23 protein-coding genes and 1 riboswitch are annotated in these 24,916 nt (G+C 71.1%); of the genes, 11 read left to right on the top strand and 12 right to left on the bottom strand.

All coding sequences use genetic code 11. The annotated features are described in order from the left end of the window. Positions 1–148: 148 nt before the first annotated feature. A complete protein-coding gene (locus IE177_RS03165; RefSeq protein ID WP_190013137.1) occupies positions 149–1,117 on the top strand; it encodes a diacylglycerol/lipid kinase family protein in 969 nt (322 codons plus the stop codon). A gap of 320 nt (positions 1,118–1,437) precedes the next feature. Further along, positions 1,438–1,695 (top strand): WhiB family transcriptional regulator, encoded by a 258-nt coding sequence (locus IE177_RS03160; protein WP_003992873.1) that lies wholly within the window; start codon positions 1,438–1,440, stop codon positions 1,693–1,695. Between the two features lie 213 nt (positions 1,696–1,908). Here the strand turns inward: IE177_RS03160 and IE177_RS03155 are convergent, their stop codons facing one another. Beyond that, the gene (locus IE177_RS03155; RefSeq protein WP_190013136.1) at positions 1,909–3,384 is read right to left on the bottom strand and encodes a sensor histidine kinase; all 1,476 of its coding nucleotides are present in this window, start codon (positions 3,382–3,384) and stop codon (positions 1,909–1,911) included. 466 nt (positions 3,385–3,850) lie between these two features. Here IE177_RS03155 and nagB point away from each other — a divergent pair, with 466 nt between their 5' ends. From nagB to IE177_RS03125, 6 genes are all read left to right on the top strand, one after another. After that, positions 3,851–4,636 (top strand): glucosamine-6-phosphate deaminase, encoded by a 786-nt coding sequence (nagB, locus tag IE177_RS03150; RefSeq protein WP_190013135.1) that lies wholly within the window; start codon positions 3,851–3,853, stop codon positions 4,634–4,636. Positions 4,637–4,826: 190 nt separating this feature from the next. Next, positions 4,827–5,591 carry a GntR family transcriptional regulator gene (locus IE177_RS03145; protein WP_190013134.1) on the top strand — a complete coding sequence of 255 codons (765 nt, stop codon included), beginning with the start codon at positions 4,827–4,829 and terminating at the stop codon, positions 5,589–5,591. 156 nt (positions 5,592–5,747) lie between these two features. After that, complete coding sequence (locus tag IE177_RS03140) at positions 5,748–6,011, top strand: DUF3311 domain-containing protein (protein ID WP_190013133.1); 264 nt, start codon at positions 5,748–5,750, stop codon at positions 6,009–6,011. Then, a complete protein-coding gene (gene mctP / locus IE177_RS03135) occupies positions 6,008–7,618 on the top strand; it encodes a monocarboxylate uptake permease MctP (protein WP_190013132.1) in 1,611 nt (536 codons plus the stop codon). The genes IE177_RS03140 and mctP overlap by 4 nt, the downstream gene beginning before the upstream one ends. Before the next feature lie 144 nt (positions 7,619–7,762). After that, positions 7,763–7,886, top strand: a riboswitch (cobalamin riboswitch). A 123-nt stretch (positions 7,887–8,009) separates the two neighbouring features. Beyond that, positions 8,010–10,394: a ribonucleoside-diphosphate reductase subunit alpha gene (locus IE177_RS03130; RefSeq protein ID WP_190013131.1), complete on the top strand. Its 2,385-nt coding sequence runs from the start codon at positions 8,010–8,012 to the stop codon at positions 10,392–10,394. After that, complete coding sequence (locus IE177_RS03125) at positions 10,391–11,404, top strand: ribonucleotide-diphosphate reductase subunit beta (protein WP_190013130.1); 1,014 nt, start codon at positions 10,391–10,393, stop codon at positions 11,402–11,404. Before IE177_RS03130 ends, IE177_RS03125 begins: the two co-directional genes overlap by 4 nt. Here the strand turns inward: IE177_RS03125 and IE177_RS03120 are convergent. Continuing rightward, positions 11,317–11,559 carry a hypothetical protein gene (locus IE177_RS03120; protein WP_190013129.1) on the bottom strand — a complete coding sequence of 81 codons (243 nt, stop codon included), beginning with the start codon at positions 11,557–11,559 and terminating at the stop codon, positions 11,317–11,319. The two genes, IE177_RS03125 and IE177_RS03120, sit on opposite strands and share 88 nt — an antisense overlap. 93 nt (positions 11,560–11,652) lie before the next feature. Here IE177_RS03120 and IE177_RS03115 point away from each other — a divergent pair, with 93 nt between their 5' ends. Next, positions 11,653–12,615 carry a GlxA family transcriptional regulator gene (locus tag IE177_RS03115; RefSeq protein ID WP_190013128.1) on the top strand — a complete coding sequence of 321 codons (963 nt, stop codon included), beginning with the start codon at positions 11,653–11,655 and terminating at the stop codon, positions 12,613–12,615. Between the two features lie 89 nt (positions 12,616–12,704). On the opposite strand, the gene IE177_RS03110 is transcribed toward IE177_RS03115, so the two are convergent. The 10 genes from IE177_RS03110 to IE177_RS03065 all read right to left on the bottom strand — a co-directional run bounded on the left by IE177_RS03110 (position 12,705) and on the right by IE177_RS03065 (position 22,703). Next, positions 12,705–14,075, bottom strand: coding sequence for a bifunctional albaflavenone monooxygenase/terpene synthase (locus tag IE177_RS03110; RefSeq protein ID WP_190013127.1), 1,371 nt, complete (start codon positions 14,073–14,075; stop codon positions 12,705–12,707). Continuing rightward, positions 14,072–15,157, bottom strand: a complete 1,086-nt coding sequence (gene cyc1 / locus IE177_RS03105) for an epi-isozizaene synthase (protein WP_373305000.1) — start codon at positions 15,155–15,157, stop codon at positions 14,072–14,074. Before cyc1 ends, IE177_RS03110 begins: the two co-directional genes overlap by 4 nt. A 289-nt stretch (positions 15,158–15,446) precedes the next feature. Continuing rightward, positions 15,447–16,097, bottom strand: coding sequence for a peptide deformylase (gene def, locus IE177_RS03100; RefSeq protein WP_190013125.1), 651 nt, complete (start codon positions 16,095–16,097; stop codon positions 15,447–15,449). Positions 16,098–16,166: 69 nt separating this feature from the next. Next, on the bottom strand, positions 16,167–17,171 hold the full coding sequence (locus IE177_RS03095; protein ID WP_190013124.1) for a hypothetical protein: 1,005 nt from the start codon (positions 17,169–17,171) through the stop codon (positions 16,167–16,169). Positions 17,172–17,271: 100 nt separating this feature from the next. After that, the gene (locus IE177_RS03090) at positions 17,272–18,564 is read right to left on the bottom strand and encodes an HD-GYP domain-containing protein (protein WP_190013123.1); all 1,293 of its coding nucleotides are present in this window, start codon (positions 18,562–18,564) and stop codon (positions 17,272–17,274) included. After that, entirely contained in the window at positions 18,561–19,901 is a 1,341-nt protein-coding gene (locus IE177_RS03085; protein WP_190013122.1) for an HD-GYP domain-containing protein, read from the bottom strand. The genes IE177_RS03090 and IE177_RS03085 overlap by 4 nt, the downstream gene beginning before the upstream one ends. Before the next feature lie 106 nt (positions 19,902–20,007). Next, positions 20,008–20,310, bottom strand: coding sequence for a mycothiol system anti-sigma-R factor (rsrA, locus tag IE177_RS03080; RefSeq protein ID WP_190013121.1), 303 nt, complete (start codon positions 20,308–20,310; stop codon positions 20,008–20,010). Beyond that, positions 20,307–21,002 (bottom strand): sigma-70 family RNA polymerase sigma factor, encoded by a 696-nt coding sequence (locus IE177_RS03075; RefSeq protein ID WP_190013120.1) that lies wholly within the window; start codon positions 21,000–21,002, stop codon positions 20,307–20,309. The genes rsrA and IE177_RS03075 overlap by 4 nt, the downstream gene beginning before the upstream one ends. Before the next feature lie 254 nt (positions 21,003–21,256). Continuing rightward, the gene (locus IE177_RS03070; RefSeq protein ID WP_190013119.1) at positions 21,257–21,886 is read right to left on the bottom strand and encodes an alpha/beta hydrolase family protein; all 630 of its coding nucleotides are present in this window, start codon (positions 21,884–21,886) and stop codon (positions 21,257–21,259) included. A gap of 1 nt (position 21,887) precedes the next feature. Further along, positions 21,888–22,703, bottom strand: coding sequence for an SOS response-associated peptidase (locus IE177_RS03065; RefSeq protein ID WP_190013118.1), 816 nt, complete (start codon positions 22,701–22,703; stop codon positions 21,888–21,890). A gap of 50 nt (positions 22,704–22,753) precedes the next feature. On the opposite strand from IE177_RS03065, the gene IE177_RS03060 reads away from it, so the two are divergent. Both IE177_RS03060 and aroA read left to right on the top strand, forming a co-directional pair. After that, positions 22,754–23,479 carry a M50 family metallopeptidase gene (locus IE177_RS03060; RefSeq protein WP_190013117.1) on the top strand — a complete coding sequence of 242 codons (726 nt, stop codon included), beginning with the start codon at positions 22,754–22,756 and terminating at the stop codon, positions 23,477–23,479. 112 nt (positions 23,480–23,591) lie between these two features. Continuing rightward, positions 23,592–24,908: a 3-phosphoshikimate 1-carboxyvinyltransferase gene (gene aroA, locus IE177_RS03055; protein WP_190013116.1), complete on the top strand. Its 1,317-nt coding sequence runs from the start codon at positions 23,592–23,594 to the stop codon at positions 24,906–24,908. Positions 24,909–24,916 lie beyond the last annotated feature (8 nt).

The raw sequence follows: 24,916 nt of genomic DNA, 5'->3' as shown, positions 1-24,916 counted from the left end.
CTCGTGCTCCGGGGTGCCCTCCCGCACCCGTGTCCCCGGCGCCCGCCGACCCCGGCACACACCGAGTGTCCAGGCTCACGCCCTCTCCTCTTACCCGATCCCTACCTCGGTATGGGCCGGGTACCACCCAGTAGGTACGCTGCCATGCATGCGTGCACTTCTCGTGGTCAATCCGGCGGCAACCACCACAAGCGCACGCAGGCGTGACGTTCTGATCCACGCGCTGGCCAGCGAGATGAAGCTGGAGGTCGTCACCACCGAGTACCGGGGTCACGCGCGCGACCTCGGCCGGCAGGCGGCGGAGACCGACGACATCGACATGGTGGTGGCCCTCGGCGGCGACGGCACGGTCAACGAGGTCGTCAACGGCCTCCTGCACGCGGGCCCCGCCCCCGAGCGGCTGCCCGGTCTCGCCGTCGTCCCCGGCGGTTCCACGAACGTCTTCGCCCGCGCCCTGGGTCTGCCCAACGACCCCGTCGAGGCCACCGGCGCCCTGCTGGACGCCCTGCGCGAGGGCCGGGAGCGGATCGTCGGCCTCGGGCTGACCTCCGGCACGCCCGGCACCGAGGACGAGGCCGTGCCGGACCGCTGGTTCACCTTCAACGCCGGGCTAGGGTTCGACGCGGGCGTCGTCGGCCGGGTCGAGCAGCAGCGGGAGCGGGGCAAGAAGTCGACGCACGCGTTGTACGTGCGTCAGGTGATACGTCAGTTCCTCGGCGAGCCGAACCGCCGGCACGGAAAGATCACGCTCGAACGGCCGGGTGCCGATCCGGTCGAGGACCTCGTGGTCGCCATAGTCTCGAACACGTCGCCCTGGACGTATCTCGGCAATCGCCCCATGTACACGTCACCCAGGGCCTCGTTCGACACCGGCATCGACGTACTCGGTCTCAGCCGCCTGTCGACGGCCGCGGTTGCCCGGTATGGCACCCAGTTGCTCACTTCGTCCCCCGAGCGGGGACCCCATGGCAAGCACGCCCTCTCCCTGCACGATCTGGACCGTTTCACCTTGCATTCGAAGGCTCCGCTGCCCCTCCAGATGGACGGTGACCACCTGGGGCTGCGAACCAGCGTGACGTTCACAGGCGTACGCCGTGCACTGCGTGTGATTGTGTGAGCGGAAGGGGCGAAAGTCCTTTCACTCGAACGTTTAGGCCAGGATCCACCCCATGGAAGTACGGCTGTGACCTAGTCGACACCGAGGAATCCAAAAAAACTTTCCGGAAGGGGTTGTATCCGCCGCTGAGGTTTGCGAGTCTCTACGTGGCGATCAGGACGGCCCGCAGGACCGGCCTCCAGTGATCACCGGAACCCCTCTTCAAACCAAGGACCACGCCGGGGAAGACTCGGCGGTCGGCCCTTCACTTGTTGAGGGATTCGTGAAAGCGTTCACATTCACAAGCAATCCGCACGTAATACCAAGGAGAGGTAGCAGCCATGGACTGGCGTCACAACGCCGTTTGCCGCGAGGAAGACCCCGAGCTCTTCTTCCCCATCGGCAACACCGGTCCTGCGCTGCTGCAGATCGAGGAAGCCAAGGCCGTCTGCCGTCGCTGCCCGGTTATCGAGCAGTGTCTGCAGTGGGCGCTCGAGTCCGGTCAGGACTCCGGCGTCTGGGGTGGTCTCAGCGAGGACGAGCGCCGCGCGATGAAGCGCCGCGCCGCCCGCAACCGGGCCCGTCAGGCCTCCGCCTGACAAACCCACCCCTGCTGACAGCCTGAGCTTGGCGGCGCGTACAGCACGTACGCATCTCCCGCCCCCGAGCCGCAGCGCGCAGTATCCCCCGATGCGCTTAGCGACATAGCGGAGCAGCAACGAGCATCAGCCTCGGACCGAATACGGTCCGGGGCTTTTTGCTGTGCCGGCCAATGCCACCTCCCAATTCGGGGACGGCACGGCCGACTTGGCCTACTTCTGCGCCCGCACCGGAATGTCCAGGATGACTCGCGTGCCTCGTTCCGGGGCCGGCACCATGTCGAAGGTTCCGCCCATTTCGCCTTCCACCAGGGTCCGTACGATCTGCAGACCGAGGTTGCCCGAGCGGTGCGGATCGAAGCCCTCGGGCAGGCCGACGCCGTCGTCCTGGACGGTGACCAGGAGACGGGCCTCCTTCGTGGTGCCGCCGCGGACGGCGGACACCTCGACCGTGCCGGTGTCCCCCTGGCGGAACCCGTGCTCCAGCGCGTTCTGCAGCACCTCGGTGAGGACCATCGACAGCGGGGTGGCGACCTCGGCGTCGAGTATGCCGAACCGGCCGCTGCGCCGGCCCGTCACCTTGCCCGGGGAGATCTCGGCGACCATCGCGAGCACCCGGTCGGCGATGTCGTCGAACTCCACGCGCTCATCCAGGTTCTGAGAAAGCGTCTCATGGACGATGGCGATCGAACCGACCCTCCGTACGGCTTCCTCCAGCGCCTCCCGGCCCCGCTCGGAGTCGATGCGCCGGGCCTGCAGACGCAGCAGGGCGGCGACCGTCTGGAGGTTGTTCTTCACCCGGTGGTGGATCTCCCGGATGGTGGCGTCCTTGGTGATCAACTCGCGTTCGCGGCGGCGCAGTTCCGTGACGTCGCGGCACAGCACCAGCGACCCGATGCGGGTGCCCTTGGGCTTGAGCGGAATGGCCCGGAACTGGATCGCCCCGTCGTTGCCCTCGATCTCGAACTCGCGCGGCGCCCAGCCGCTGGCCACCTTGGCGAGCGCCTCGTCCACCGGGCCGCGGGTCGGGGCGAGTTCGGCCGTGGTCCGCCCGAGGTGGTGTCCGACCAGGTCGGCGGCGAGACCGAGGCGGTGGTAGGCGGAGAGGGCGTTCGGGGAGGCGTACTGGACGATGCCGTCCGCGTCCAGCCTGATCAGCCCGTCGCCGACGCGGGGCGAGGCGTCCATGTCGACCTGCTGGCCGGGGAAGGGGAAGGAACCGGCCGCGATCATCTGCGCGAGGTCCGAGGCGCTCTGGAGATACGTCAGCTCCAGGCGGCTCGGGGTGCGGACGGTGAGCAGGTTGGTGTTGCGGGCGATCACACCGAGGACGCGGCCCTCGCGCCGCACGGGGATGGACTCGACCCGTACCGGGACCTCCTCGCGCCACTCCGGGTCGCCCTCGCGCACGATCCGGCCCTCGTCCAGCGCCGCGTCCAGCATGGGCCGGCGTCCGCGGGGGACCAGGTGGCCGACCATGTCGTCCTGGTAGGAGGTCGGGCCGGTGTTGGGGCGCATCTGGGCGACCGAGACGTACCGGGTGCCGTCCCGGGTGGGGACCCACAGGACGAGGTCGGCGAAGGACAGGTCGGAGAGCAGCTGCCACTCCGACACCAGCAGGTGGAGCCACTCGAGGTCGGAGTCGTCGAGGGCTGTGTGCTGGCGTACGAGTTCGTTCATGGAGGGCACGCTGCGAGCGTACCCGGGGCTTCGCGGTGGCCGGAAAACACCCGCGGGCCGCGGCGCCTGGAAGGGACCCTCAACCCTGCCGGCACCGCAGCCCGGAGCATCATCGGCCGCGGGGTGTGCGGTCCCGGCCGGCCGAAGGTCGAGGATCCGGGGCAGTCAGGGCAGAGAGCTCCGGTTCCTCGGTCCGCCTTCCTGTGCGGGGAGGGCGGAGGCTTGTTCACTTGAGATTGTGGACTAGACCATGAAGGCGTGTCCATGGTGCTGCGGGCTTCTCCGAAGACGCCCGCGCCGCATGGCACGCGATGCCACGCAGCCTAGCCCGCCCGGGTCGGTCGTGGGGCCAGATGTCCATGGCAATTTTCGCGAGCGCCCCCATTTCTTCCAGGCCCGGCGAACGCCGCTTCTGTTAGATTGGTCTAAACCACATGGAGAAGCACAGAGTCCTCTTCAGAACGGCAGGCCCAGCGTGGAAGTTGTCATCGTTCCGGACGCCGCGGCGGGTGGCGAGCTGATCGCCGAGGCCATGGCGCAACTGCTGCGACGCAAGCCCGACGCCCTGCTCGGCGTGGCCACCGGCTCCACCCCGCTGCCCGTCTACCAGGCGCTGACCGCGAAGGTGCGCTCCGGCGCCGTGGACGCCTCACGGGCGCGGATCGCACAGCTCGACGAGTACGTCGGACTGCCCGCCGACCATCCCGAGTCCTACCGCTCGGTGCTGCGCCGGGAGGTGCTGGAGCCGCTGGGGACGGACCTGGAGGCGTTCCTCGGCCCGGACGGCACGGCACAGGACGTGCAGGCGGCCTGCGAGGCGTACGACCGGGCGCTCGCCGCAGCCGGCGGGGTCGACCTGCAGCTGCTCGGCATCGGGACCGACGGGCACATAGGGTTCAACGAGCCGTGCTCCTCGCTCGCCTCGCGCACCCGGATCAAGACCCTGACCGAGCAGACCCGGGTCGACAACGCCCGCTTCTTCGGCGGCGACATCACGCAGGTCCCGCACCACGTCATCACCCAGGGCATCGGCACGATCCTGGAGGCCCGGCACCTGGTGCTGCTCGCGACCGGCGAGGGCAAGGCGGACGCGGTCGCCGCCACGGTCGAGGGCCCGGTCGCGGCCGTCTGCCCGGCCTCCGCGCTCCAGCTCCACCCGCACGCGACGGTGGTCGTCGACGAGGCGGCGGCGTCCAAGCTGAAGCTCGCCCACTACTTCCGGCACACCTACGCGCACAAGCCCGACTGGCAGGGCATCTAGCGGACCGGACCAGAAGCGGGCCGGCGGACCCCGCCGCCGGCCGATGGACTAGACCAACCCCGGGTGCGACGGTATACAGGAGATCACGGAGCGTGCGGGGGGATTCCTGGGACACGAAGCCGTGCCACGATGTGAGCCGTGGCCGATGCCAGGTCGGTCGCTTCGGCATCCGGAGCCGGGAAGGCAGAGCATGAGCACCGACGTCAGCAGTGCGGAGAACGAGGCCGGCACGACCGTCCGTACCGCGCGCGTGCCCAAGTACTACCGCTTGAAGAAGCACCTGCTCGACATGACGGAGACGCAGGCGCCCGGCACACCGGTCCCGCCCGAGCGGACGCTGGCGGCGGAGTTCGACACCTCCCGCACCACCGTGCGCCAGGCCCTGCAGGAGCTGGTCGTGGAAGGGCGGCTGGAGCGCATCCAGGGCAAGGGCACGTTCGTCGCCAAGCCCAAGGTGTCCCAGGCGCTGCAGCTCACCTCCTACACCGAGGACATGCGCGCCCAGGGTCTGGAGCCCACCTCCCAGCTGCTGGACATCGGCTACATCACGGCCGACGACCGGCTCGCCGGGCTGCTCGACATCACCTCCGGCGGGCGCGTGCTGCGCATCGAGCGGCTGCGCATGGCCAACGGCGAGCCCATGGCCATCGAGACCACGCACCTGAGCGCCAAGCGCTTCCCGGCGTTGCGCCGATCGCTGGTGAAGTACACGTCCCTGTACACCGCGCTCGCCGAGGTCTACGACGTCCACCTCGCCGAGGCCGAGGAGACCATCGAGACCTCCCTGGCCACTCCGCGCGAGGCAGGGCTGCTCGGCACCGACGTGGGCCTGCCGATGCTGATGCTCTCCCGGCACTCCCTGGATCGCGAGGGCAAGCCGGTGGAGTGGGTGCGGTCGGTGTACCGGGGGGACCGGTACAAGTTCGTGGCCCGCCTCAAGCGCCCGGAGGAGTGAGGGCGAAGCACCCGGGGGCGCAAGGGAGTCGGCGTCTTCACACCGCCACCCCGAAATCGACATGCCGATATGCGGACGAGGTCTTCCCGTGCCCTGACGCCGTCACCTAGATTGCCTGCGCATTACAGGTGATCAGCGAGGGGACGGAGCCGTGCCATGTCCGAAACACCTGAAGTGAGACCCCCGGTCGTCACACCGGCCCGGGTGATCATCGGCCTGTGTCTCGTCGCGCCCTTCGTGGCGATGCTGTGGGTCGGCTCGTTCGCCAAGACGGATCCCACGTTCATCGGGATCCCGTTCTTCTACTGGTACCAGATGCTCTGGGTGCTGATCTCCACCGCGCTCACGGTGCTCGCGTACCGGCTGTGGCAGCACGACCAGCGCTCCCGCGCGGCGGCGAAGGGAGGTGCGGCGAAGTGAACAACGATGTCAACGGCGTCGCGCTCGGCGTCTTCATCTTCTTCTTCCTGGCCGTGACGGTCATGGGCTTCCTGGCCGCCCGCTGGCGCCGTGCCGAGAACGAGCACTCGCTGGACGAATGGGGCCTGGGCGGAAGGTCGTTCGGGACCTGGGTCACCTGGTTCCTGCTCGGTGGCGACCTGTACACGGCGTACACCTTCGTCGCCGTGCCGGCGGCCATCTACGCGGCGGGCGCGTCCGGCTTCTTCGCGGTGCCGTACACGATCCTGGTCTACCCGCTCATCTTCACCTTCCTGCCGCGTCTGTGGTCGGTCTCGCACCGCCACGGGTACGTCACCACCTCGGACTTCGTGCGCGGCAGGTTCGACTCCAAGGGCCTGTCGCTGGCCGTGGCGGTCACCGGCATCCTGGCGACGATGCCGTACATCGCGCTCCAGCTCGTCGGCATCCAGGCGGTACTGGACGTGATGGGCGTCGGCGGTGGCGAGAACACCAACTGGTTCGTGAAGGACCTGCCGTTGCTCATCGCCTTCGGCGTGCTGGCGGCGTACACGTACTCGTCGGGTCTGCGCGCGCCCGCGCTGATCGCGTTCGTCAAGGACGCGCTGATCTACATCGTCATCGCGGTGGCGATCATCTACATTCCGATCAAGCTGGGCGGGTTCGACGACGTCTTCGCCAAGGCGGGCGAGAAGTTCACGAAGGCGGGCGCGGGCGGACTGGTGCCGGCCCCGGCGGGCCAGTGGACGTACGCGACGCTCGCGCTCGGCTCGGCGCTCGCGCTGTTCATGTACCCGCACTCGATCACGGCGACGCTCTCCTCGCGCAGCCGTGAGGTGATCCGCCGCAACACCACGATCCTGCCGCTGTACTCGCTCATGCTGGGCCTGCTGGCGCTGCTGGGCTTCATGGCGATCGCGGCCGGGGTGAAGGTCACCAACGGCCAGCTGGCGATCCCGCAGCTGTTCGAGGACATGTTCCCGGACTGGTTCGCCGGCGTGGCCTTCGCCGCGATCGGCATCGGTGCGCTGGTGCCGGCGGCGATCATGTCCATCGCGGCGGCGAACCTCTTCACCCGCAACATCTACAAGGACTTCATCAAGCCGGACGCCACGGCCAAGGAGGAGACCCGGGTCTCCAAGATCGTGTCGCTGCTGGTGAAGGTGGGCGCGCTGGTCTTCGTCCTGACCATGGACAAGACGGTCGCCATCAACTTCCAGCTGCTGGGCGGCATCTGGATCCTGCAGACCTTCCCGGCCCTGGTCGGCGGCCTGTTCACCCGGTGGTTCCACCGCTGGGCGCTGCTGGCGGGCTGGGCGGCCGGCATGGTGTACGGCACCGTCGCCGCGTACGGGATCGCGTCGCCCACCCAGGCGCACTTCGGCGGCAACGCCAAGGAGATCCCCGGCATCGGCGAGATCGGCTACATCGGCCTGACGGCCTTCGTCCTCAACGTCGTCGTCACGGTGGTCCTGACGTTCGTGCTGAAGGCGCTGAAGGCCCCCGAGGGCGTCGACCGGACCCGGCCGGAGGACTACACGGCCGACGCGGGCGACCCGGGAGTGGAGGTGGAGCTCCCGCCGGCCACGGCGGGGTCCGCGCACTGACGGCGGCGCCGGGCGCACGGGCCCGTCAGCCACGCGTGCGCCCGGACGGTGCGCCGCCGCCGGGGCCCGCTGATCCTCCGGGGTCGTCACGTCACCCTGCAGACACAACATGTGGGGGTGCCACGGCAGCCCGGCACTAGATGTATGCTCATCCTCGCTGTCGCCGCAGGGGAATCCGGTGTGAATCCGGAACTGTCCCGCAACGGTGTACTCGCGTGCGTCCGCACGCCTGTTCAGTCCGAGGACCTGTCGGCAGCGCGCCCGGCCGTCCGGTCCGGGCGCTGATGACGTCCGGGCCTCGTGGAGTGGGCCGGTGGACGCGGCGCCCCGCGCGCTCGCGGCTGCGCCCTGCCCTCCGCCAGGCCCTGTGCCGAGCGAGGGAGAGCCCCACGTGACCATCGCGCCAGCCGATCCGGCTTCAGTCAGCGAGCTGGAGACCGACGGTCCCGGTGCCGCGCTGCTGCGGACCCTGACCGAGCTGACCGCCGACCTCCCCGACGCCGACCCCGGCCGGGTCGCCGCCGCCGCGCTGCGCGGCCGGTCCGCGCGGGCCGCCGCCGAAATGGCCGCGGAACTGCGCGAGCTGGCCACGGAGGCGGCCGCCGGCCTGATCGCGGAGGACCCCGCCTACTCCCGGCTGGCCGCCCGCCTGCTGACGCTCACCATCCGCGAGGAGGCCGCCTCGCAGGGCGTGACCTCGTTCACCGGGTCCGTCGCCGTGGGGCACCGGGAAGGGCTCGTCTCCGACCGGACCGCCGAGTTCGTGCGGCTGCACGCCGGGCGGCTGGACGCCCTGATCGACACGGCGGCCGACGACCGCTTCGGCTACTTCGGCCTGCGCACGCTGCACAGCCGCTACCTGCTGCGGCACCCGATCACCCGCAAGGTGGTCGAGACGCCCCAGCACTTCATGCTGCGGGTCGCCGCGGGTCTCGCCGAGGACGACACCGCCCGCTCGGTCGACGAGGTCGCGGCGCTCTACGGGCTCATGAGCCGCCTCGACTACCTGCCCTCCTCCCCCACGCTGTTCAACTCCGGCACCCGACACCCGCAGATGTCGTCCTGCTACCTGCTGGACTCCCCGCTGGACGAGCTGGACTCCATCTACGACCGCTACCACCAGGTCGCCCGCCTGTCCAAGCACGCCGGCGGCATCGGTCTGTCGTACTCCCGCATCCGTTCGCGCGGTTCGCTGATCCGGGGCACCAACGGGCACTCCAACGGCATCGTCCCGTTCCTGAAGACCCTCGACGCCTCGGTGGCGGCCGTCAACCAGGGCGGCCGGCGCAAGGGCGCCGCCGCCGTGTACCTGGAGACCTGGCACTCCGACATCGAGGAGTTCCTGGAGCTGCGCGACAACACCGGTGAGGACGCCCGCCGTACGCACAACCTGAACCTCGCGCACTGGATCCCGGACGAGTTCATGCGCCGGGTCGCCGCCGACGGGCAGTGGTCGCTGTTCTCCCCGGCGGACGTGCCGGAGCTGGTGGACCTGTGGGGCGAGGAGTTCGACGCCGCCTACCGCAAGGCCGAGGCGGCGGGCCTGGCCCGGAAGACGATCCCGGCCCGTGACCTGTACGGCCGCATGATGCGCACCCTCGCGCAGACCGGCAACGGCTGGATGACGTTCAAGGACGCCGCCAACCGGACGGCGAACCAGACGGCGCTCCCGGGCCACGTCGTCCACTCCTCGAACCTCTGCACGGAGATCCTGGAGGTCACCGACGACGGCGAGACCGCGGTCTGCAACCTGGGCTCGGTCAACCTGGGCGCGTTCGTCGACACGGCGTCGGGCGACCTCGACTGGGAGCGGCTGGACGCCACCGTCCGCACGGCCGTCACCTTCCTCGACCGCGTCGTGGACATCAACTACTACCCGACCGAGCAGGCGGGCCGCTCCAACGCCAGGTGGCGCCCGGTGGGCCTCGGCGCGATGGGCCTGCAGGACGTCTTCTTCAAGCTGCGCCTGCCCTTCGACTCCCCCGAGGCCCGGGCCCTGTCCACCCGGATCGCCGAGCGCATCATGCTCGCCGCCTACGAGGCCTCGGCCGACCTGGCCGAGCGCAACGGCCCGCTGCCGGCCTGGGAGAAGACCCGTACGGCCCGGGGCGTCCTGCACCCCGACCACTACGACGTGGCGCCGGCCTGGCCGGAGCGCTGGGCGGCGCTGCGCGAGCGGATCGCCTCCGTCGGCATGCGCAACTCGCTGCTGCTCGCGATCGCCCCGACCGCGACCATCGCCTCCATCGCGGGCGTCTACGAGTGCATCGAGCCGCAGGTGTCCAACCTGTTCAAGCGCGAGACGCTGTCCGGCGAGTTCCTGCAGGTGAACTCGTACCTGGTGAGGGATCTCAAGGAGCTGGGCGTGTGGGACGCCCGTACCCGCGAGGCGCTGCGCGAGGCCAACGGCTCCGTGCAGGACTTCGCCTGGATCCCGGCCGAGGTACGGGCCCTGTACCGCACGGCGTGGGAGATCCCGCAGCGCGGTCTGATCGACATGGCGGCGGCCCGCACGCCGTTCCTGGACCAGGCGCAGTCGCTCAACCTGTTCCTGGAGACGCCGACCATCGGCAAGCTCTCCTCGATGTACGCGTACGCCTGGAAGCAGGGGCTGAAGACGACGTACTACCTGCGCTCGCGCCCGGCGACCCGTATCGCCCGTGCCGCCCAGGGAAAGGCGCAGCCCCCGAAGACCGTCCCCGTCCAGCAGGCCACCGACCCCGAGGCCGTCGCCTGCTCCCTTGAGAACCCCGAGTCCTGCGAGGCCTGCCAGTGACGAACCGATCCCAGAACCTGCTCGACCCGGGCTTCGAGCTGACCCTGCGCCCCATGCGCTACCCCGACTTCTACGAGCGCTACCGGGACGCCATCAAGAACACCTGGACCGTGGAGGAGGTCGACCTCCACTCGGACGTCGCCGACCTGGCGAGGCTGACGCCGGCCGAGCAGCACCTGATCGGCCGTCTGGTGGCCTTCTTCGCGACGGGCGACTCGATCGTCGCGAACAACCTGGTGCTGACGCTGTACAAGCACATCAACTCCCCGGAGGCGCGGCTCTACCTGAGCCGGCAGCTGTTCGAGGAGGCCGTGCACGTGCAGTTCTACCTGACGCTGCTCGACACCTACCTGCCCGACCCGGACGACCGGGCGGCGGCGTTCGCGGCCGTGGAGAACATCCCCTCCATCCGCGAGAAGGCCGGGTTCTGCTTCAAGTGGATCAACGAGGTCGAGAAGATCGACCGCCTGGAGTCCCGGGCGGACCGGCGCCGCTTCCTGCTCAACCTCATCTGCTTCGCCGCGTGCATCGAGGGGCTGTTCTTCTACGGCGCGTTCGCGTACGTCTACTGGTTCCGCAGCCGGGGTCTGCTGCACGGTCTCGCCACCGGCACCAACTGGGTGTTCCGCGACGAGACCATGCACATGTCCTTCGCGTTCGACGTGGTCGACACCGTCCGCAAGGAGGAGCCGGACCTCTTCGACGACGAGCTGGAGCGGCAGGTCGCCGACATGCTGCGGGAGGCCGTCGTGGCCGAGCTGCAGTTCGCGCGCGACCTGTGCGGTGACGGTCTCCCGGGCATGAACACCGACTCGATGCGGCAGTACCTGGAGTGCGTCGCCGACCAGCGCCTGACGCGCCTCGGCTTCGCTCCGGTGTACGGCTCGGAGAACCCCTTCTCCTTCATGGAGCTGCAGGGCGTTCAGGAGCTGACGAACTTCTTCGAGCGCCGCGCGTCGGCGTACCAGGTGGCGGTGGAGGGCACGGTCGACCTGGACGAGGACTTCTGAGCCGTCCTCTCTCCCCGGGCCTCCTGGGCCTGCCGGATCCGGCGGTCGGTACGCCAGTCGTGCACGGTGCCGATCGCCGACGGGAGGATCATGAGGACCAGGAGTCCGAAGGTGAGGAGCATTCCGATGAGGGCTTCGATCTGGTTTCCGTTCATGGACACCACTGTCGCGCCTGATGCCCCTTACCGGGAGTGGCAGGACTGCCGCACACCCTCGAATTGCTGCCACTTCCGGGGCACACTGGTGCCATGCTGAAGAACGTGGCCGCAGTGCTGCTGGACGGGGTGCATCCCTTCGAGCTGGGTGTCGTGTGCGAGGTGTTCGGCATCGACCGCAGCGACGAGGGGCTGCCGGTGTACGACTTCGCCGTGGTCTCGGCCGAGGGTCCCGAGCTGGGCACCCACTGCGGGTTCACCGTGTCGACGCCGTACGGCCTGGAGCGGCTGGAGGACGCGGACCTGATCGCCGTGCCGGCCGGCGAGACCTACGCGGTGCGCGAGTACCCCGAGGAGCTGCTGGCGGCGCTGCGGCGGGCCGTCGACCGGGGCGCCCGGGTGCTCAGCGTGTGTTCCGGGGTGTTCGTGCTCGCGGCCGCCGGGCTGCTGGACGGCCGCCGGTGCGCGGTGCACTGGCACCACGCCGAGCAGCTCGGCCGGCGCTATCCCCGGCTGCGGGTCGAACCGGACGTCCTGTACGTGGACGAGGACCCGGTCATCACCTCCGCCGGCACCGCCGCCGGGATCGACGCCTGTCTGCACCTGGTGCGCAAGGAGCAGGGCCCGGAGGTCGCCAACAAGATCGCCCGCCGGATGGTGGTGCCTCCGCACCGGGACGGCGGACAGGCGCAGTACATCGAGCGGCCGCTGCCCAAGACCTCGTGCGACACCGTCGGGGAGGTCCTGGCGTGGATGGAGGCCCACCTCGACGAGGAGTTGACCGTCGAGCAGCTCGCCGCCCGCGCACACATGGCACCGCGCACCTTCGCCCGCCGCTTCCAGCAGGAGACGGGGACCACCCCCTACCGCTGGATCCTGCGGCAACGTGTCCTGCTGGCACAGGAGTTGCTGGAGGGTACCGACGAGACGATGGACGCGATCGCCTGGCGCACCGGCTTCGGTACGGCGGCCGCGCTGCGGCACCAGTTCGTGCGGGCGCTCGGGACGACCCCGAACGCCTACCGGCGCGCGTTCCGGGGCCCTGAGGCCGCCTGAGCGCGCGCCGGTACCGGGCCGGCGTCCGCCGCCCCCTGCCGCGGCCGACCGGGTCCCGCCGCTGTCCCGCCGCCATCCCGCCGGGTGCCCTACCAGGGCGTCGGCCGCAGCAGCAGGTCGTGCGGGCGGAGCGTGATGCCCACGCGGGTGCCGTCGTCCGAACCGCCGGCCTGCTCGAAGCGGTACTTCGCCGAGACCGCCGCGGTGATCAGGGTCAGCTGGGCCATGGAGAAGTGGTCGCTGGGGCACTTGCGGTTGCCGACGCTGAACGGGCTCATGGCGTACTTGGGCACCTCCCCGGCCCGCTCGGGCAGCCAGCGGTCGGGGTCGAACTCGAGGTGGCGGTCGTAGGACCGGGCGTCGCGCTGGATGGCGTAGGGGCTGTAGACGATGTCCGCCCCGGCCGGAATGCGATAGCCGCCGAGGGCGGTGTCTTTGATCGCGCGCCGCGTCAATATCCATACGGCGGGCCGCAGCCGCATGGCCTCGACGACGACATTGTTGGTGTGGGTAAGGGCGCGGACGTGCTCGAATCCGACGGGTCGGCCACCGGTCACGGATTCGACCTCGGTCCGTACCTTCTCGGCGTGTTCCGGATGCTCCGCGAGGACCTGCAGCAGCCACATGACCGTGGACGCGACCGTTTCGCTGCCGGGGGTGAGGATCGCGACGACCTGGTCGTGGATCTCCTGTTCCCCGATGGGGTCGCCATTGTCGTCCTTCGCCTCCAGCAATGCCGTCAGCAAATCGTCCGGCTTTTGACCAGATGCCCTCCGTTCGGCGACGATCTCGTCGACCAGCAGATGCAAATCGGCCAGCGCCCGGTTGAATTCACGGTTGGCCGGGAACGGCAGCCGGTACAGCGGTCCGAGCGGGACCACCATCCTGCGGTACATACCGCGGAAGACGGTGGCGAGGTCGGTGCTCAGCCGCTCGGCGCGCTCGTCCATGTACTCGCCGCGCAGCAGGCAGCGGGCCGCGATGCGGACGGCGACCCGGAAGGACTCGGAGGTGCAGTCGACGGTCTCGCCGGGCTTCCAGCGCTCGGTCAGCGCGTGCGCCTCCTGCTCCATGACCGGTCCGTACCGCGGGATCGCGTCCAGCCTGAACGCGGGCTGGATCGTGCGCCGCTGACGCCGGTGCCGGGGGCCGTTCGCGGTGGCCACGCCCTCCTTGCCGAGCAGCCCTTCGAGGGACTCCCACAGAGGTCCGTCGATCCGGAAGTCGGGGCTCAGGGCCAGTGCGCCGGTGAGCGCCGGCGTGGTGACGGCGTACACCGTCTTGGGGCCGAGCCGGAGGCGTACGACGTCCCCGTGGTCGCCCAGCCGGGACATGAAGGCGAGCGGGTCGCGGACCAGCTTCAGGCCGTGTCCGAGGACCGGCACGGCGCCTGGGGCCAGGGGCGGTTCGCGCAGTCCGGCCGTCTCGGGGGATGCGGGCCGCACGGACTCGACGGTCATTTCTCACCTGCCGCTTCGTTGGTGACGTACGGGGGTGTGGACCGGTCGTCCCAGCTGTCGACCCGGTACCGGCCGGACTCGTGGTGGAACCAGTAGACGGTGCTGAACCAGTTGCGCATATTGCCGACGCAGGTACGGACCGCGGAGCTCAATTCCTTGCCGTGGACGGTTCCGTCGGCCAGGTCGTCGGCGAGCCGCAGTACGTCCCGTTCGGCTTCGGTGAATTCACTGACACACCGCTCGACGCGCCGCCTGACTTCGTCCACGGCTTCCTCGAGTGTCAGCCCCTCGTGGGTGATGAGACTGATGCCGAGATTGTGGACCTCGTCGCCCGCGATTTCCTTCGGCAGCGAACAGAGGTCGTTGTACCAGGCGGCGAATTCCTGACTCAGCAGAGCGGCCCGGCGATAGGCGGGTTTTTTCCTCACCGCGTCCGGGAATTCATATCCGGCGCTCGGTTCCAGCAGGTCCGTCCATATCCAGTGAGCGAAGGTGTGCCGGCGCAGGGTCAGGTATTCCTCGACACGGGGAACGCGCCCCTCGTTGCGATTGCGGAACTCGCGGTCGTAGGCCTCGATCACCGCGTGGAAGTGCCGGGCGAAACGCTGGTTCCAGGTGCGGGACAGGAAACCGTAGAGCCGCAGCACGCTGTCGGCGAAGGCGCCGACCAGTGGGTCCGGATGGCGCAGGTGGTGCCTCGGCGCGTCGAGGGCCGCGTGCAGGCGGTACCTCAGCCGACGCCAGTCGCCGGTCCGGCCGTGGACGACGTAGCGGTCGTGGCGGTCGTCCCAGACGAAGAACCAGGCGCTGTAGTCAGCGATGGCCTGCAGGACCTCGTCCGGGGCGCCGAGGTAGTACCCCGCCATGAGGTCGGTGTAGCACAGTCCATCGGCATATTCCCGCACCTTGTCCGCCGGCATGAGGCGTTTTTCCAGCAGCCACTGCCGTGTCTTCTCCTGAAGCCTGGGCCAATACGGGTGCAGTCGCCGGGGAAAGGCGGACTCGACCACCGGGAGTGCCAGTGAGGGTGGGACCACGACCGCCGTCGGTGTCGCTGTCGTGCCGCGTGGGAAAGCTTGCACAGAACAACCCCTTCCAGCCGCCAGGAGCGCACGCCCCGCCCGATCGCCGGGCGTGCGCCGTTGCGTATCTCCGCACTCCATTCAGCAACACAACTGACCGCCGTGGGAACGGATTTGCATCACTCACCACCCCAAGGTGCCGAGATTCCCCCCTTGCGTGACCGATTAGGGATCTTTAGGGGCGCAACGACGGCAGGTTGTACGACGCACATATGAACGAATGCACGTACACGAAGGGGCGCCCGGCCGGGATCGTTCCCGGCCGGGCGCCCCAACGGCCCGGCTCCGTCTAGTCGTTGGCGACCACGGGGTAACGGGGCTCGTTCTCGGCCATCTGCCGCAGCGCGTCCTTGCGGTCCCGCTTGGACAGACGGTCGATGTAGAGCGAGCCGTAGAGGTGGTCCGTCTCGTGCTGCAAACAGCGTGCGAAGTAACCGGTACCGCGCACCCTGACCGGGTTGCCCTGCTCGTCCTGGCCGGTCACCTCGGCGTAGTCGGGGCGCGCGAGCGGCGCGTACGCGGTCGGCACGGACAGGCAGCCCTCGTTGCTGTCGTCCAGCCGGCGCTTCTCGGCGGGCAGGTCGACGAGTTTGGGGTTGCACACCACGCCGACGTGCCGCACGCCCTCGTCGTCGGGGCAGTCGTAGACGAAGACCTTCAGGTCGACGCCGATCTGGTTGGCGGCCAGGCCCACGCCCTCGGCGGTGCGCTGGCTGGCGAACATGTCCGCGACCAGCTGCTGCAGCTCCTCGCCGAACTCGGTGACGTCTCTGCACTCCTTGTGCAGCACCGGGTTGCCGACGACCGTGATCGGGCGCGAGGTCCCGCGCTGCCGCCAGGACGTCTCGCGCTCCTCGCAGTCCTCCGTGTCGACGACGTAACCCTCGTCGTCGACGGGGAGCACGCCCGCGTGCTGCTGATCGGTGTCCTGCTGCGCCATGACCGACGTATGCCTTCCTGCAAGCCTGGAAATCTCGGGTACAGCCTAAAGGTGGCCGGTCACCGGTGGTCAGCAAACCTCTTCGAGATCCCGCCAGTCCCGCGAGTCCGGGCTGTCGGCCACCCAGCCGTCCAGCAGCCCGCGGACCAGCGCGGCCGGTGCGGCCAGCCCGCACTCCCGCTCCGGCACCCACAGCTGTCCGTCCGTCCGGTGGCCGAGCGGTCCCGGGTGACCGGGCTCACTGTGGTCGTGGGGGTCCAGGTGCACACCCTCGCCCTCGTCCGAGGGCATCCGCGACTCCGAGCACATCCGGCACAGCAGCCGCACCGACGAGGACCAGTCCTCCGCCGCGAACCCGGCGTCGGCCGCGAGCTGCTCCAGCGCGTCCCGGTCCGCCTCCGTGGCCGCCTCCAGCAGGACCACCCAGGTGGGGACGGGGGACGGCGCCCACAGCTCGATCTCGTCGAAGACCGGGTAGGCAGGCCCGGCGGAGGTCGTGCGCTCGCCGTGCGGGACGCCGTCGTGCAGGACGACCTCGCCCCAGCGCCGTCCGGACGAGGGGAGCGGGATGGACAGCACCTCCATCCGCGCCGGGTCCAGCCTGCGCCCCCACACCACCTCGGCCTCCCCCTCCGGGGAGAGCCGCACGGCCGCGCTGCCCAGCTCCATGCCGACGGGCTCACCGGACGCGGCGCCCGCCCCGGCCTTCGGCCGTGAGGCGCCACCGGGCACCTTCAGCCCGTACGCCTGCCAGGCGCGGCGGGCCAGCGGCCAGTCCTGCAGGGCGGTCGCGGCGATGCCCACGTTCCACCAGTCGGGGGCGCCGGTCTCCCGGTCGAGCAGGGCCACGGCCCGCAGTCCGGCAGCCCGCGCCTGCTCCCAGTCGTGCCGGAACTTGTGCAGCAGGGCGAGGTTGAACCAGGACTCCGACAGCCAGGGCTCCAGGTCGGCGGCCCGCGTCAGGAGCTCGCCCGCGTCCTCGTACCGGCCGTCGCCGATCAGCGTGAACGCCCGGTCGGTGGCCTGCCGCCAGGAGGCGGAGGGCCGGTGCCGTCCCTTGCCGAAGATCCTCACGATTCCCGCCTGCCAGTTCCAGTTCCGCACAGTGGGCTGGCTTGTGCCCCCGGACACCCTCTCCCTCGCATCCAACCACGTACGCCGGGAGAGTCGCTCATTACCCATGGGTTACCCAGCCGGGGACGGGGTCAGACAGTGCTGTCCGTCTCTCGCCGGCCCCGGCCGGCGAACCCTCACGCCACAGCCGCGGCTGCGCGAGGACCCGGGCGAGTGACTCCACCACGTCGGGAGCGTAGTCCCCGGCGGTGCCGAGGCGCAGCTCCTCCAGCGCCCGCAGGGCGTCCTCGGGACCGGCGTCCCGGGTCCTCTCCTCGTAGGCGTTCACCGCCCGGACGATGCGGGCGGCGAGGGGCTGCTCGCCGCAGGGGTCGGCCTGCCGTTCCACGACGACGGCGACGGCCGCGTCCACACCGGTCTGCCGGACGACCGCCCCGCCGAGCAGGGCGATGCGCCGCTGTTCCTCCGGCGGCAGGCCGGCGGTGGCGCCGGCCGGGACGGGGTCGACCAGGCTGAGCTGACCGATGTCGTGCATGAGGGCCGCGTGCTCCAGCACGGTCAGCTCGTGGCCGGTCAGGCCCAGGTCGCGGCCGACGGCGAGGCTGAGCGCGGCCACCCGACGGGCGTGCCCGGCCGGGGTGCAGCCGGCGATCTCGGTGGCACGGGCGAGGGAGGCGATGGTCTGCCGGTAGGTGGCGCGGACGGCCGCGTACCGGCGGACGGACAGCTGGGTCAGCAGCAGGGGCAGGCAGAACACCGGCAGTGCCCACAGCCCGACGACGGCGACCGCGAGCGCCATCACGCCACCGGTGGCGCTGACGGCGAAGCCGATGCCGAGCAGACCGCGCAGTTGCTCGCGCAGGCAGGCGGCGAACGGCCAGCCGGTGCGGCAGCGGGCCAGCGCGGCGGCCAGGACGGCGTCGCACAGGGCGGTGAGGGTGAGCAGGGTGATCAGCAGGAGGGCGTAGGCGGAACCGCTCCAGGAGGCGAAGGCCCCTTTGTTGTAGAGGGGCTGGAAGCAGACGGCGGCGAAGCCGACGGTGAGGACGCGGCGGGCGAGATGGTCGGGGGTGGCGGTGCGGCCGGACCAGATGTGGGGTACGGCCCCGAGCAGGGCGGCGGCCAGCACGACGGTGACGACCTGGGCGGCGCCGTGCGGGGTGGGCCGCCCGGCGTCGGGGCCGAGCAGGGCGTAGGACAGCGATCCGGCGGTGCCGAGGGGCGCCGCCTGCCGTACCTGGGCGCCGCCCCACCGGGTCAGCTCGCCGACGGCTATGAGCGCCCCGAAGGCGAGCGCGACGCCCCGCTCCCCGAGTCCGGTCCACAGGGTGACGCCCAGGGAGCCGGCGGCGGCGAGGGCGGCGGCGCCGTGGACGAGCCGCAGGAGGCTCACCGGGGTGCTCCGGTGCTGGGGACGGGCTCGCCGGGTGGGGTGCGGTACGCCGGCTCGTCGGCGGTGACGGCGGGATACGCCCCTGGTCCGCCCGCGGCCCCGCTCGCGCGGGGGCACCCCCACCGGCGCAGGGCGCGCCCGAGCGCGGTGACCATGCGGGGGTCGAACTGGGCGCCGGCGCAGCGCTCCAGCTCGGCCATGGCGGCCTCGGGGGGCCGGGCCCTGCTGTAGGAGCGGGTGGAGGTCATGGCGTCGAAGGCGTCGGCGACGGCGACGATCCGGGCGCACTCGGGGATCTGGCCGCCGGCCAGGCCGTAGGGGTAGCCGCTGCCGTCGAGGCGCTCGTGGTGGTGCAGGATCGCCGCCCGGGCCTCGCCGAGGAAGGAGATGCCGCGGACCATCTCGTGGCCGTACTCGGGGTGCAGTTCGATGATCCGCCGCTCCTCGGGGGTGAGGGGGCCGTCCTTGCGCAGCAGCCGGGTGGGGACGCCGAGCTTGCCGACGTCGTGGAGGATGCCGGCGAAGCGCAGCACCTCGACGCGCTCGTCGTCCATGCCGAGTTCGCGGGCGATCATCACGGAGGCGTGGCCGACGCGTTCGCTGTGCCCGCGGGTGTAGCCGTCCTTGATGTCGACGGCCTGCACGAGGGCGCGGATCGTGGCCTGGTGGGCGGCGCGTTCGCGGTGGTACTGGTCGAACGCCCACCAGGAGACGCACATCGGCGGCAGCACGAGCAGCGCGGCGACGGGGCCGTACGGGCTGCGCCACAGCACGGCCATCATCAGCCCGGCGAGTCCGTGGACGGCGACCGGTGCGAGCGAGCGGGACAGCAGCCCGCGCCAGGCCCGGTGCGCCGGCGCCTGCCCGGCGGCCGCGAGCAACCCGCCGTCGAGGGCGGTGAGGATGAGGCAGAAGGCGAGCACGGCCGCGCCCGCGGGCAGCAGCGCGTGCGGGAAGTCCGGGGCGACGACGGCGTCCGGGCCGCCGAGCGCCCAGTGCACCCGGGCGGCGCCGAACACGGCGAGCGAGGGCCGCGCGGCCCGCCACACCCGCCGCGCCGGGCCCGGCCCGCGCCCGGCGGGGACGAACAGCGCGGCGGGCAGCGGGACGAACGCGGCGGCGGGCGGGGGCAGCAGGAACGCGCCGGCGAGGAGCACGGGGTAGAACGTGCCGCCCGGGCGACGCCGTACGACGTGCTCGCAGGCCGCGTAGAGGGCCGCGAGCAGGCCAATCGCCCACCAGGGGGCGCGGGTCACCGGCAACGGCAGTACGCACAGCAGGGCCAGCAGGGCGACACCGGCCACGTAGCCGCGTGCCCTCGCCGGTACCGCCTCCATCGCGCTCCTCCCGACCGTGCCCGTCCAGGCTGGGAGCCTAGGACGGGGTGCCGGGGGTGCGGGGGCTACGACCTGAGGATTAGCACGTTCGGGTGATGACGCGGTTTCAGTTCTCCTGGGCGGTGGCGGTCACGTCGTGCTCGGGCACGGTCTGCCCGGAGCGGATCAGTTCGAGCCGCCCCATGACCTTGGCGCGCAGGTCGGCGGGCACGTCGTCATGTCCGCAGCACCGCTTGACCAGCTTCTTCACGGCCTGCTCCAGGCCGTACTTCTCCAGGCACGGCGAGCATTCCTCGAAGTGGTGCTGGAACTTGTCGCGGTCGACGTCCGGCATCTCGCTGTCGAGGAACTCGTACAGATGGTCGAGGACCTCACTGCAGTCCGTCTCGTGCGGCTCTCCGCAGCTCATGAGCCCGAGCCTTTCGCTTCGTCCGACTCTCCGGCGCCGGCCGGGACCAGTCCGCGCTCACGGGCGTAGTCCTCCAGCATGCCGCGCAGTTGACGGCGGCCCCGGTGCAGCCGGGACATCACCGTACCGATGGGTGTCCCCATGATGTCCGCGATCTCCTTGTACGCAAAGCCCTCGACGTCCGCGAGATAGACGGCGATGCGGAACTCCTCGGGGATCGCCTGCAGCGCTTCCTTCACGTCCGAGTCGGGCAGGTGGTCCAGCGCCTGCGACTCGGCGGAGCGCAGACCCGTCGACATGTGCGACTCGGCCCGGGCGAGCTGCCAGTCCTCGATCTCCTCGGCCGCGCTGCGCTGGGGCTCGCGCTGCTTCTTGCGGTACGAGTTGATGAAGGTGTTCGTGAGGATCCGGTACAGCCACGCCTTGAGGTTGGTGCCCTCGCGGAACTGGTGGAAGGACGCGTACGCCTTGGCGTAGGTCTCCTGCACGAGGTCCTCGGCGTCGGCCGGGTTGCGCGTCATCCGCAGCGCGGCCGAGTACAGCTGGTCGAGGAATTCGAGCGCGTCCCGCTCGAAGCGCGCACTGCGCTCCGCGCTCGACTCGGAGGACGCCTCCGCGCTCACGCCCTGGCCCTCGGGCTGCTCCGCCTGGCCGTTGTCGGTCCCTGCGTCGGTCCCAGTGACCGGACCCACCTCCTCAAGATCCCGGGCGGGACCGAGACCGGCCCCACTCGTTTCGGAGGATAGAACACGACCTGTGCCTGCCGCCGCTCGAATAGGAGCGGTCCTGGCCGCGTGCAGCACCGTCCAGTCCAGGTCAGTACGGCTGCGGTGGCTCGGGCATACGGTCGAACCCATGCGGCGGACTTCCTCTCCTGCGACGTCTGTGCCGAGGCCTCAGCACTTCTGTCCGCCACAACAGCGCCCCGGGGCCGGGCATTCCCCGGTCACCGAAGTGACGCGACCCACTCCACGACACCGCCGGTGATGATCTCCAGCGCCTGCTCCTGGGTGAGTTCCGCGCGCTTGGGGACGGCGAGACCGTGATCGCCGCCGGGCACCTCGACCATCCGGTGGGCGCCCTCGGGAAACTCCTCCGGCTTCCCGAAGGGATCGTTCCCGCCCTGCACGACCAGGGTGGGCACCCCGGCCCCGAGCAGTTCCCCGGCGCGGGACCTCTCCGGCCTGCCCGGCGGGTGCAGCGGGAAGCCCAGCGCGAGGACGGCGCGTGCGCCCAGTTCGCCGGCGGTGCGGCAGGCGACCCGGGCGCCGGCGCTGCGCCCGCCCGAGATCACCGGCATTCCCGCCCCGGCGAGCGCGGGCCACACGCCCCGCCATCCGGTGTCCAGTGTCTTCGGCGCGGGCGCGACCTTCCTGCCCGCGACGCGCCAGGGCTGCTCCACGAGGGCCACGGTCACCCCGTGCCCGGGCAGCGCCCGGGCGAGGGCCTGCAGGTCCCGCGCCTCGATGCCGCCGCCCGCGCCATGGCCGAGGGCCAGCACGAGCCGGGCCCCCGTCGCCCTGTGCCAGGTGATCCGGGCATCCCCGGCGTCCGTCGTGACGATCTGTGCGGTCATGTCAGAAGAGTGTGCCGACTTCCGGCGCCTCCAGCTCCTTCAGCAGCTCCGCCCCGTTGTTGCGGACGTTGCTGACGGCCGTGGAGACCGGGTAGGCGCGCATCAGGCCGGCCGGGGGCGGGGCGAGCAGCTCGCGCAGGCCGTCCGGGTCGGTGCGGGCGGGGTCGAGCCAGGCGTCCCAGCGGTCCGGGGTGAGCATCAGCGGCATCCGTGGGTGGATGTCGGCGAGGGAGTGCGGGCCGTCGGCGGGGGCGACGGCCAGCGGGGTCCGCTCCGCCTCCGTGGTGAGCACCGAGCAGGTGACCCACCAGGCCCGCGGGTGGTCGTCGGGCAGGGTCCGGTCGCGCCAGAACTCGTACAGCCCGGCCATCGCGAACACCGAGCCGTCGGCGGGCAGCACGAAGTACGGCTGCTTGCGCGGCCGCTTCTTCCGGCCCTCGACCTCCAGATCCCGCTCCTGCTCGCCGGTGACCCACTCGTAGTAGCCGTCGGCGGGCAGGATGCAGCGCCGGGCGGCGAAGGCGCGGCGGTAGGCGGGCTTCTCGTGGACGGTCTCCGCGCGGGCGTTGATCATCCGGGCTCCGCCCTCGGGGGTCTTGGCCCAGGACGGCACCAGGCCCCACGTCAGCCTGCGCAGCTGGCGAACCGGGCGCGGGGAGTCCGCGTCTTTCAGGGGGCGGTCCAGGACGGCGTAGACCTCCTTGGTCGGCGCCACGTTGTAGTCCGGCTCCAGGGTCTCCTCGGGCTCCCACTTCTCGATCTCGAAGATTCCCGCGAGATCCCCGGGCCCACGACTCGATGCATACCGTCCGCACATACGTGCCACACTGCCAGACTCCGCACGACAAGAGGGAGCCACTCGCACCCATGCACAGCACCGCCGCCGCCCTCGCCCTGCCCGACCTGTGGGACCGGCTCACCGGCACCCAGCCCGATCCCGACCTGTGGGTGGTGCTGGCCACGCTGGTGGCGGCACTCGCCGTGGTGGCGCCGCACGCCCTGTGGCGGATATCCCGCAACGCGATCACCATCGCGCACGAGGGCGGTCACGGCCTGGTGGCCCTGCTGTCCGGGCGGCAGCTCACCGGTATCCGGCTGCACTCCGACACCAGCGGTCTCACGGTCAGCCGGGGCAAGCCGTACGGCCTGGGCATGATCCTGACGGCCGCCGCGGGGTACACGGCGCCCTCGCTGCTCGGGCTCGGCGGCGCCGCCCTGCTGGCGGCGGGCCGGATCACGGTGCTGCTGTGGGCGGCGACGGCGCTGCTGGTGGCGATGCTGGTGATGATCAGGAACGCGTACGGGGTCCTGACCGTGGTGCTGGCCGGGGGCGCCTTCCTGCTGGTGTCGTGGCTGGCGGGGCCGCAGGTGCAGGCGGCGTTCGCGTACGCCGTGGTGTGGTTCCTGCTGCTGGGCGGGGTGCGGCCGCCGTTCGAGCTGCAGCTGAAGCGCTCGCGGGGCGGGGCCGGCGACTCGGACGCGGACCAGCTGTCCCGGCTGACGCACGTGCCGGCCGGCCTGTGGCTGTTCCTGTTCCACGCGGTGTCGCTGTGCTCGCTGATCGGCGGCGGGCGCTGGCTGCTGGAGGTCTGAGCGCGCGTGCGCCGGTGCGCGAGCCCGGCGACAGCGCCGCTCGCGCCCCGGGCGCCCCGCTCGGCCGTGGACGGGGAACGCCCGTCCCGCACCCTCCTTATACAGTGGCCCCATGGCCCCGAACACCGCTTCCACCGCCCTCTGGCCCGCCCCGCACGCGAGCGGAGCCGTCGACGCGACGGTCCACGTGCCGGGGTCCAAGTCGGTGACCAACCGCGCCCTCGTCCTCGCCGCCCTGGCCTCCGAGCCCGGCTGGCTGCGCCGCCCGCTGCGCTCGCGCGACACCCTGCTGATGGCGGGCGCGCTGCGCGCGATGGGCGTGGAGATCGAGGAGGGCGTGGGCCCCGACGGCACCGGCGAGGCCTGGCGGGTGCTGCCCACCGGACTGCGCGGCCCGGCGACGGTCGACGTCGGCAACGCCGGCACGGTGATGCGCTTCCTGCCCCCGGTGGCCGCGCTGGCCGACGGTCCGATCCGCTTCGACGGCGACCCGCGCTCGTACGAGCGTCCGCTGCACGGTGTGATCGACGCCCTGCGTCAGCTCGGCGCCCGCATCGACGACGACGGCCGGGGGGCGCTGCCGCTCACCGTGCACGGCGGCGGGGCCCTGGACGGCGGCCCGGTGTCGATCGACGCCTCCTCGTCCTCCCAGTTCGTCTCCGCGCTGCTGCTGTCCGGCCCGCGCTTCAACCAGGGCGTCGAGGTCCGGCACACCGGCGCGTCCCTGCCCTCCATGCCGCACATCCGGATGACGGTGGACATGCTGCGCTCGGTCGGCGCGCAGGTGGACACCCCGGAGTCCGGTGGCGAGCCGAACGTGTGGCGGGTGACGCCGGGCGCGCTGCTCGGCCGGGACCTGACGATCGAGCCGGACCTGTCCAACGCCCAGCCGTTCCTGGCGGCGGCCCTGGTCACCGGCGGCAAGGTGCTGATCCCGGACTGGCCGGAGCGGACCACCCAGCCGGGTGACCGGCTGCGGGAGATCTTCACCGAGATGGGTGGCTCCTGCGAACTCACCGAGTTCGGGCTGGTGTTCACCGGATCGGGTGCCATCCACGGCATCGACGTCGACCTGGGGGACGTCGGCGAGCTGACCCCGGGCATCGCGGCGGTCGCGGCGCTCGCCGACTCGCCCTCCACCCTGCGGGGCGTGGCCCATCTGCGGCTGCACGAGACGGACCGGCTGGCCGCGCTCACCAAGGAGATCAACGAACTCGGCGGCGACGTCACCGAGACCGCCGACGGCCTGCGCATCCGCCCGCGCAAGCTGCACGGCGGCACCTTCCACACCTACGACGACCACCGCATGGCGACCGCCGGCGCGATCATCGGCCTGGCGGTCGAGGGCGTCCGGATCGAGAACGTGGCGACGACGGCGAAGACTCTGCCGGACTTCCCCGAGCTGTGGACCGGGATGCTCGGGCAGTAGGGACGTAC

This window comes from Streptomyces lucensis JCM 4490 (genome assembly GCF_014650035.1).
Lineage (GTDB): Bacteria > Actinomycetota > Actinomycetes > Streptomycetales > Streptomycetaceae > Streptomyces > Streptomyces lucensis.
This window is presented reverse-complemented; position numbering and strand designations above follow the sequence as displayed.